8 protein-coding genes and 1 pseudogene are annotated in these 6,510 nt (G+C 67.8%); 1 reads left to right on the top strand and 8 read right to left on the bottom strand.

All coding sequences use genetic code 11. The features are described from left to right. The 4 genes and pseudogenes from INE98_RS13350 to INE98_RS13335 form a co-directional block, all read right to left on the bottom strand. Positions 1 to 135: pseudogene (locus tag INE98_RS13350) on the bottom strand (urea carboxylase); the annotation flags it as partial. Next, positions 132 to 608 (bottom strand): CopG family ribbon-helix-helix protein, encoded by a 477-nt coding sequence (locus INE98_RS13345; protein ID WP_293539505.1) that lies wholly within the window; start codon positions 606 to 608, stop codon positions 132 to 134. The gene INE98_RS13345 and the pseudogene INE98_RS13350, both read right to left, overlap by 4 nt. 131 nt (positions 609 to 739) lie before the next feature. Next, complete coding sequence (locus INE98_RS13340) at positions 740 to 922, bottom strand: hypothetical protein (RefSeq protein WP_293539504.1); 183 nt, start codon at positions 920 to 922, stop codon at positions 740 to 742. A gap of 9 nt (positions 923 to 931) precedes the next feature. Then, positions 932 to 1,186: a hypothetical protein gene (locus INE98_RS13335; protein ID WP_293539502.1), complete on the bottom strand. Its 255-nt coding sequence runs from the start codon at positions 1,184 to 1,186 to the stop codon at positions 932 to 934. 142 nt (positions 1,187 to 1,328) lie between these two features. Here INE98_RS13335 and INE98_RS13330 point away from each other — a divergent pair, with 142 nt between their 5' ends. Then, the gene (locus tag INE98_RS13330) at positions 1,329 to 2,306 is read left to right on the top strand and encodes an aldo/keto reductase (protein ID WP_293539500.1); all 978 of its coding nucleotides are present in this window, start codon (positions 1,329 to 1,331) and stop codon (positions 2,304 to 2,306) included. 66 nt (positions 2,307 to 2,372) lie between these two features. Here INE98_RS13330 and INE98_RS13325 read toward each other — a convergent pair whose 3' ends face one another. The 4 genes from INE98_RS13325 to INE98_RS13310 form a co-directional block, all read right to left on the bottom strand. After that, complete coding sequence (locus INE98_RS13325; RefSeq protein WP_293539498.1) at positions 2,373 to 3,182, bottom strand: alpha/beta hydrolase; 810 nt, start codon at positions 3,180 to 3,182, stop codon at positions 2,373 to 2,375. Next, entirely contained in the window at positions 3,176 to 4,129 is a 954-nt protein-coding gene (locus INE98_RS13320; protein WP_293539496.1) for an aldo/keto reductase, read from the bottom strand. The genes INE98_RS13325 and INE98_RS13320 overlap by 7 nt, the downstream gene beginning before the upstream one ends. Then, positions 4,126 to 5,067 carry a phytanoyl-CoA dioxygenase family protein gene (locus INE98_RS13315; RefSeq protein ID WP_293539495.1) on the bottom strand — a complete coding sequence of 314 codons (942 nt, stop codon included), beginning with the start codon at positions 5,065 to 5,067 and terminating at the stop codon, positions 4,126 to 4,128. The genes INE98_RS13320 and INE98_RS13315 overlap by 4 nt, the downstream gene beginning before the upstream one ends. A 252-nt stretch (positions 5,068 to 5,319) precedes the next feature. Further along, positions 5,320 to 6,498, bottom strand: coding sequence for an acyl-CoA dehydrogenase family protein (locus INE98_RS13310; protein ID WP_293539493.1), 1,179 nt, complete (start codon positions 6,496 to 6,498; stop codon positions 5,320 to 5,322). Between the last annotated feature and the right edge of the window lie 12 nt (positions 6,499 to 6,510).

Here is a 6,510-nt window from a genome sequence, read left to right as displayed (position 1 = left end):
GGTGTAACCCCCTGGCGCGACGGTCTCCTCCCACAGGAAGCCTTCGGGGGCGGGGAGGGTGGGCATGGACTCCACCCTGGTCCCCGCCATGGCCCGGGCATGGGCCTGGGCGCCATAGGGGTCCGCGGTGCTCACGACGCCGCCCTTCCGCCCTTGGTCGAAGTCTCGCCCGCCTCGTGAAGCTGGGGAAGCAGGGCCGTTGTCGTGACGAGCCGCACCTGCTGAACGCCGCGGATGCGACGGATCTCGTCGCACAACTGCTGAAGTCGTTCGGACGGGCCCTGCACGAGAAGGACCTCAAGCGACTGATCTCCTTCGAGGAAGACGTGCTGCGAGGAGATCACCTCCTTCACGTAGGCGCTCTGGGTCTGCGCCAGCGCCTGACGCACCCGGCCTGACTCCGCCCTGTAGATCAGCGTGATCGTACCGGCCACGAGGGCCCCGACGATCTCCTCCCTGTGCCCGGCCAGCTCATGCCGGATCAGTTCGGCGATCATCTGGGAGCGGCTGGGCAAGCCACGTTGGGCGACCATCTCGTCCAGTTGGGCGAGAAGCTCCGCGGGAAGACTGACGCTGAGGCGCGCGAGGTGGGAGACAGGTTCCAGCATGCAGGCACCCTATCCGCAGTTATTACGATTGGCCATCAGCGTAATAATCGCCCCTGCATCTCTGAACCGATCGCACAGGATTTGGGCATGGCGCCCAGGGGGTGATCAGCCGGGGCCCGGCCTGGCCGTGCCTAGGGGTTCTCTGGCGGGCCCCAGGAGTCTCTCTCGACCACAAGGCGGTAGCCGTCGGCATAGACGAAGGTGCGTCCGCGCTCGCTCCAGTAGGGGTTGAAGGACGAGACCTCCTGGAAGCCCGCCGAAAGGACGGCCTCGCACCTGCGCTCCCAGGCGGCCGAATCCGGGATGTAGACCACCAGGAGATCCTAAGGAGTCCGCGCCGGCTGAACCGGATGATGGCGGCAAACCGTGAACTCGAAGTGGTGGCCGGCGCCAGGCTCTCCGAGCATGACCCCATCAAAACCGTCATGGTCCCGGAAGCCGCCGAGTTCCCGCAGACCCAGCCCCTCGAGATACATGCAGAGGGTGCGGTCGAGGTCCGACACCGGGCGGGCGATCCGGAGGTGAGGCGGCATGGCGGGACGGCGAGTGACTGCTTTGCGGTAGGGCGCGAACGCCAATGCGGAGAATCCGAGCCTCGGAAGGTGGGGCGTCCAAGGGCGCCGGCCCGCCATCCTTTCAGGGGCGACCGGTTATCGTGCATTGCATCGGTCGCCGAAATCCCTGAACGCTGAGGACCGGATCGAAGCGGGAGGGCGCAACATGCGGACGGCGAATCTGAACGGCCTGGGAGAGGTCAGCCGGCTGAGCCTGGGCGGCGGGATCGGGCAGATCTGGGGCGAGACCCCGCACGAGGAAGCCCTGGCCACACTGCACGCCGCCGTCGACGCCGGGATCACCCTGATCGACTGCGCCCCCATGTACAACAACGCCGAAAGATTCATTGGCGAGGCCTTCGCGGGCCGCCCGCCGGCGGGGGTGAGGTTCACCACAAAGCACCAGCTGGGCACGCCGGAGCCCGGGGCGACGGCCGCAGCCCTTGCGGCCTCGGTGGAGGCCAGCCTGTCCGCCATGCGCCTGGAGCGCATCGACCTCTTCTTCCTGCATTCCAACCTGCACCGCGACGGCTACGCCTACGACTTCGGCGAGAGCGCCAAGGCCCGGTTCTCCACCGCCCTGTCGATCTATGCCGAGGAGGTTGTCCCGGCCATGGAGGCGCTGAAGGCGAAGGGCAAGATCGGTCAGTGGGGGATCACCGGGATCGGCGTTCCTGAAGCTGTGCTGGACGCCCTCGCCCACCCGGTCCGCCCGGCGGTGGTGCAGGTGATCGCCAACCTGCTGGACAGCCCCGGCGCGCTGAAGCGCTACGCCGAGCCGGCCCGCCCGCGCGAGATCGCCCGGGCGGCCAAGGCGGCGGGCCTGGGCGTGATGGGCATACGGGCGGTGCAGGCCGGCGCCCTGACGGCGGCGGTGGACCGGGAGCTGTCGCCCAACAGCCCGGACCGGCGCGACTTCGAGCGCGCCGCCCCCTTCCGGGCCCTCTGCGCCCGCTGGGGCGTGGACCCCGCCTATGCCGCCCACCGCTACGCCCTCTCCCTGCCGGATTTCGACGTGATTGTGCTGGGGGTCAAGAACCGGTCGGAACTGGACCTTTGCCTCCGGGCGGAGGCGGACGGCCCCTACTCAACGGCGGAGATGGCGGAGATCGACGCCCTGGGGCTTCGGCCGCCCGGGGCCTGAGACAGGACCTTCCGCGGAGCGACCCGGGAGCTAGAGGTCCAGCCCTGAAAAGACGGGCGTCAGGGATCAAACCCCGGCCAGAAAACCCCGGACCGCGATGACGACCTGCGTGAAGTTCTCCCGCCGGACATTGTGCCCGGCCCCGGGGATCCGGATCGCCTTGAGATTTGGATTGAGGTCGCTGGCCTCAAGGACCTGCTCGGCCGAAATCATGCTTCCCCGCTCCGACTCTCCATGGATGAGGAGGGTCGGCGACCGGAGGCCGCGGACATCCTCGCGCCAGTCCGAGTTCAGGAGAGGCAGAGCGCCGGCATCCACCTGCAGCTTCGATGCGACCCAGGCCGGAAACTCGCGGGGATCCCATGACGGAGCCTGCTGTTTGCCGAGGGTGTAGAGCTCGGCCTCGGTCATGGACCTGAATCGGGTCACCTGTTCCTGGAACTTCTCAAGCCTCTTCCTCCTCGCGTCGGGGGCCATCGGGGGAACAAGGGGAGGATCCTCAAGAACCAGGGCCCGGACCCGGTCCGGATGGGCGGCGGCGAAACCGGCGCTCGCCCGGGCGCCGACGGAGTGGCCCATGACCAGGACCTGGTCCAGGCCGAGGGCCTCGACCGCCTCGGCCAGATCCCCGACGGGGTCGACGATCTCACCGGGGCCAACCCTGGAACTCAGGCCATGCCCACGGGCGTCAAGCATGATCACGTCGAAATCCGGCGCCAGGTCCTCGGCAAGACGGGCCCAGCAAAGACCATTGTCGGTCAGTCCGTGGGACAGGACCAGGGGCGGCCCGCCGCCGCCGGTTCGGTGGTAGGCCAGCCTGCCGCTGGTGACAGCGGCCTCGCCATAGGTCCAGCCCGCAGGGGGTTGGGTCACCATGCGTAGGCCTCAGGCGCTGGACCGCAGGGCGGGAAGATCGCATCGAGCCGCGAGAGGACCGCATCCTCAAGGACCAGGTCAGGGGCCTTGAGGAGAGAGGCGAACTGCTCCCGGCGCCTTGGCCCGACAATGGCCGACGTCATGCCGGGCTGGTGAAGAAGCCATGCGACGGCCACGACGCCCGGAGGCTGTCCGAGGCTGTCGCAGAGGGCATCGAAGTCGGACAGGCGTCCGGCGCTGCCATCTGCGGAGAGGCTTGCGCGGCGACCGGAGGGCTCCGTCGAGGCCCCCGCAAGACGCCCCCCCGCGAGAGGGCTCCAGGCGATCACCCCGACGCCGTAGGCCCTGCAGGCAGGAAGCACCTCCAGCTCGGCGCGACGTTCGAGGAGATTGTAGAGGCTCTGTTCACAGACCAGACCGAGGCGGTGGGAGGCGGCGGCCCTCTCGTTGAACCGGGCGATGGCCCAGCCCGGGAAATTGCTGGAGCCCACATAGGTGATCTTGCCCTGGGCGATGAGCCGGTCCATCGCCTGCCAGATCTCCTCAGGTGGCGCCGCGCGGTCGATGTGGTGCATCTGGTAAAGGTCGATGTGGTCGACGCCGAGGCGCTTCAGGCTGGCGTCACAGGCTCGTTGGATATGCCGGGCGGAGAGGCCACGGTCGTTGATGTCCTCGGACATCGGTTCATGGACCTTGGTCGCCAGGACGATCCGGTCCCGCCGGGAGCGGTCCTCCGCCAGCCATTCGCCGAGGAGGCTCTCCGTGGCCCCCACGCCAAGGCGGCCGCCGTACTGGTCGGCGGTGTCGACGAAGTTCACCCCCGCCCCGATGGCGTCGTTGAGGATGTCGAAGCTCTCCTCCCGGGTCGTCAGGGGCCCGAAATTCATGGTGCCCAGGCAAAGCTCGCTGACCTGAAGGGCCGTTCGCCCGAGGCGTCGGTGCTTCATGGCGCCCTCAGGGTGGGACCGGTGATCAGGGTCTCGCTGGAGTCCAGGACGCAGTGGCGGACCCGCTTCTGGGCGGTTTCGGACAGCGTCCGGTAGTCCGAGTAGCTGATCCCCGGGACGATCGGTTCCCGGAACCAGGGGGCGTAGAACTCCAGGTTGGGAATGGCCCGCATGGCGTCGGACAGGTTGGGCGTCCCACCGTGCCAGGCCCGGACGTCGCGGATCATGACGGCCCCGGCGGGCGCCGGGCAGACCGTGCTGAGCCGCATCCACTCGGGCTCCTGCTCCAGGGTCGGGATCGGATGCCGCGAGTTCTGGGTTCCGGGAATCTGGCGCGTGGGACCGTTCAGCCGGGTCACGTCCTGCGGCAGGAAGTTGGCGCAGACATAGGGACAGGGCAGGTCCCTGATGGTCAGCTGGCCCCTCGGATCGTGGAAGGCGCTGAAGGGCGTCGTGGTGTTGTCCTTCCAGTCCCGGATATCGGAATGCAGGGGCTGGTAGCCTGTCGCCCCCGGAAGGCAGAAGTCGCCGCTGGCCGCCCGAAGGACGAAGTCGGGCGACTGGAAGATGGTCGTCACCACCTCGTTGACGAGGGTGTTCTCCAGCAGCATGCGCCATTCAGGCCGATGGAGCTGGCTGCGGGTCAGGCTGGAGCCGCCAAAGGAGTAGCGGTGGGAGCCCCGGTTTCCCCGGCGATCGGTGTCGAGGGCGAGGATCTCGTCCGCCACCTCCCGGCAGCCCTTCGCCAGAAATTCGACCTGGGCGCTGTCGAGGGCCCGTGCGATGACGACGAAGCCGTCCCGGCGGAAGAGCTCCGCAGCGTGTGCGACATCCCCAGGCTCCAGGATTTCAAGTCCCCGGATCCCGTTGTTGGCTTCGAGATAGGCGCGCTGGGCGTCGAGACCCTCTGTGCTCCCGACTGTTGAATACGGGTTCATGTCAGTTTCTCCCCGCGGCCATCCGGCCCGATCCTCTTATTGACTTTTATTTCAATAATTGGGCGCCCAAGCAAGGCTTCTGACGGCTCCACGGAGCCCCCTTGACGGAAGACATCGCCTGACTTGTTTGGGGCGTGTGCACCTGGCCCTCGCAACACCTCTCCTCCCGCTTGGGCGACGCTAAGCCCAGGGCGAGACCGAGTCGAGGACCGCATCCGTCTGGTCTCAAGCTGCGCCGAGCGCTGGCGCGCCCTAGAGTTTCAGAACCTGCTTGGCGATGATGTTCCTCTGGACCTCGTCGGACCCGCCGGCAATGCTCGCCGCCCGGCCTTCGAGGTAGCGCGCGACTTCCCTCCTGACCCAGGGCGGACCGACTTCAGGGGGCTCCGCGCCTGAGACCTCCGGGAACCAGGGTGCGGCATAGGGCCCGGCGCACTCGACGAAGAGTTCCGTCATGCGCTGGACGATGTCCGTTCCCTTCAGCTTCAGTGTCGAAGACTGCGCCCCGGGTGCGCCGCCTGCGGCAACCTCGGACAGGGTCCGGAGCTCGGTGATGGCGAGGGCCTGTAGCTCGATCTCGGCCCAGGCGAGGCGACCCGCAAAGCCCGCGTCGCCAAGCAGGTCGTCACCCTCCGATCCGACGGTCTCCCTGCCGACCTCGCGGATCCGGCGCGACAGGTCGGTGGAAAGGGAAACGTAAGCCTGCCCGGTCCGCTCATGCGTCAGCAGGCCCTTGGCCACAGTCCAACCCTCCCCTTCCCTGCCCACACGGTTCGCAACCGGGACACGGACACCGTCGAGAGTCACCCGGTTGAACATATGCCGCCCGTCGATGGAGATGATCGGGTGGACGGTGACCCCCGGCGCGCGCATGTCGAGGAGGAGGAAGGTGATCCCGGCCTGTCGCTTCGGCTCATCCGAGGTTCGTGTCAGGCAGAACATCCAGTCGGCGCGATGGGCGCCGCTGGTCCAGACCTTCTCGCCGTCCACCACATAATGATCCCCCCGCAGCGCCGCCCGCGTCCGGAGCGAGGCGAGGTCGGAGCCAGCCTCCGGCTCAGAATAGCCCTGACACCATCGGACCCGGTCATGGAAGATATCGGGCAGGAACCTGGCCTGCTGCTCGGGCGAGCCATAGGCGAAGAGGATGGGCGCGAGCATGCCCATGCCCATGCCCCCGATCTGGGCTGGCAGGCCGGCTGCGGTGACTTCGCGCTCCCAGATGAAGTTCTGGGTGGGGGTCCATCCCGGTCCCCCGAACTCGACGGGCCATCGGTTGGCGGCCCATCCCTTTTCCAGCAGGGCCATGCGCCAGCGCTGCTCGTGGACCTCGCCGCCATCGTAGTGCTCGGGTGCGGGGAAGATCGCAGAAACGAGGGCGCGGACCTCATCCCGGAAACGCATCTCGTCGTCCGACAGGCTGAGCTTCATGGACAGTTGCTC

This window comes from Phenylobacterium sp. (assembly GCF_020253645.1).
In the GTDB taxonomy this organism is placed as follows: domain Bacteria; phylum Pseudomonadota; class Alphaproteobacteria; order Caulobacterales; family Caulobacteraceae; genus Phenylobacterium.
The sequence above is the reverse complement of the archived record's forward strand: the minus strand, read 5'-3'. Positions and strand labels throughout refer to the sequence as shown.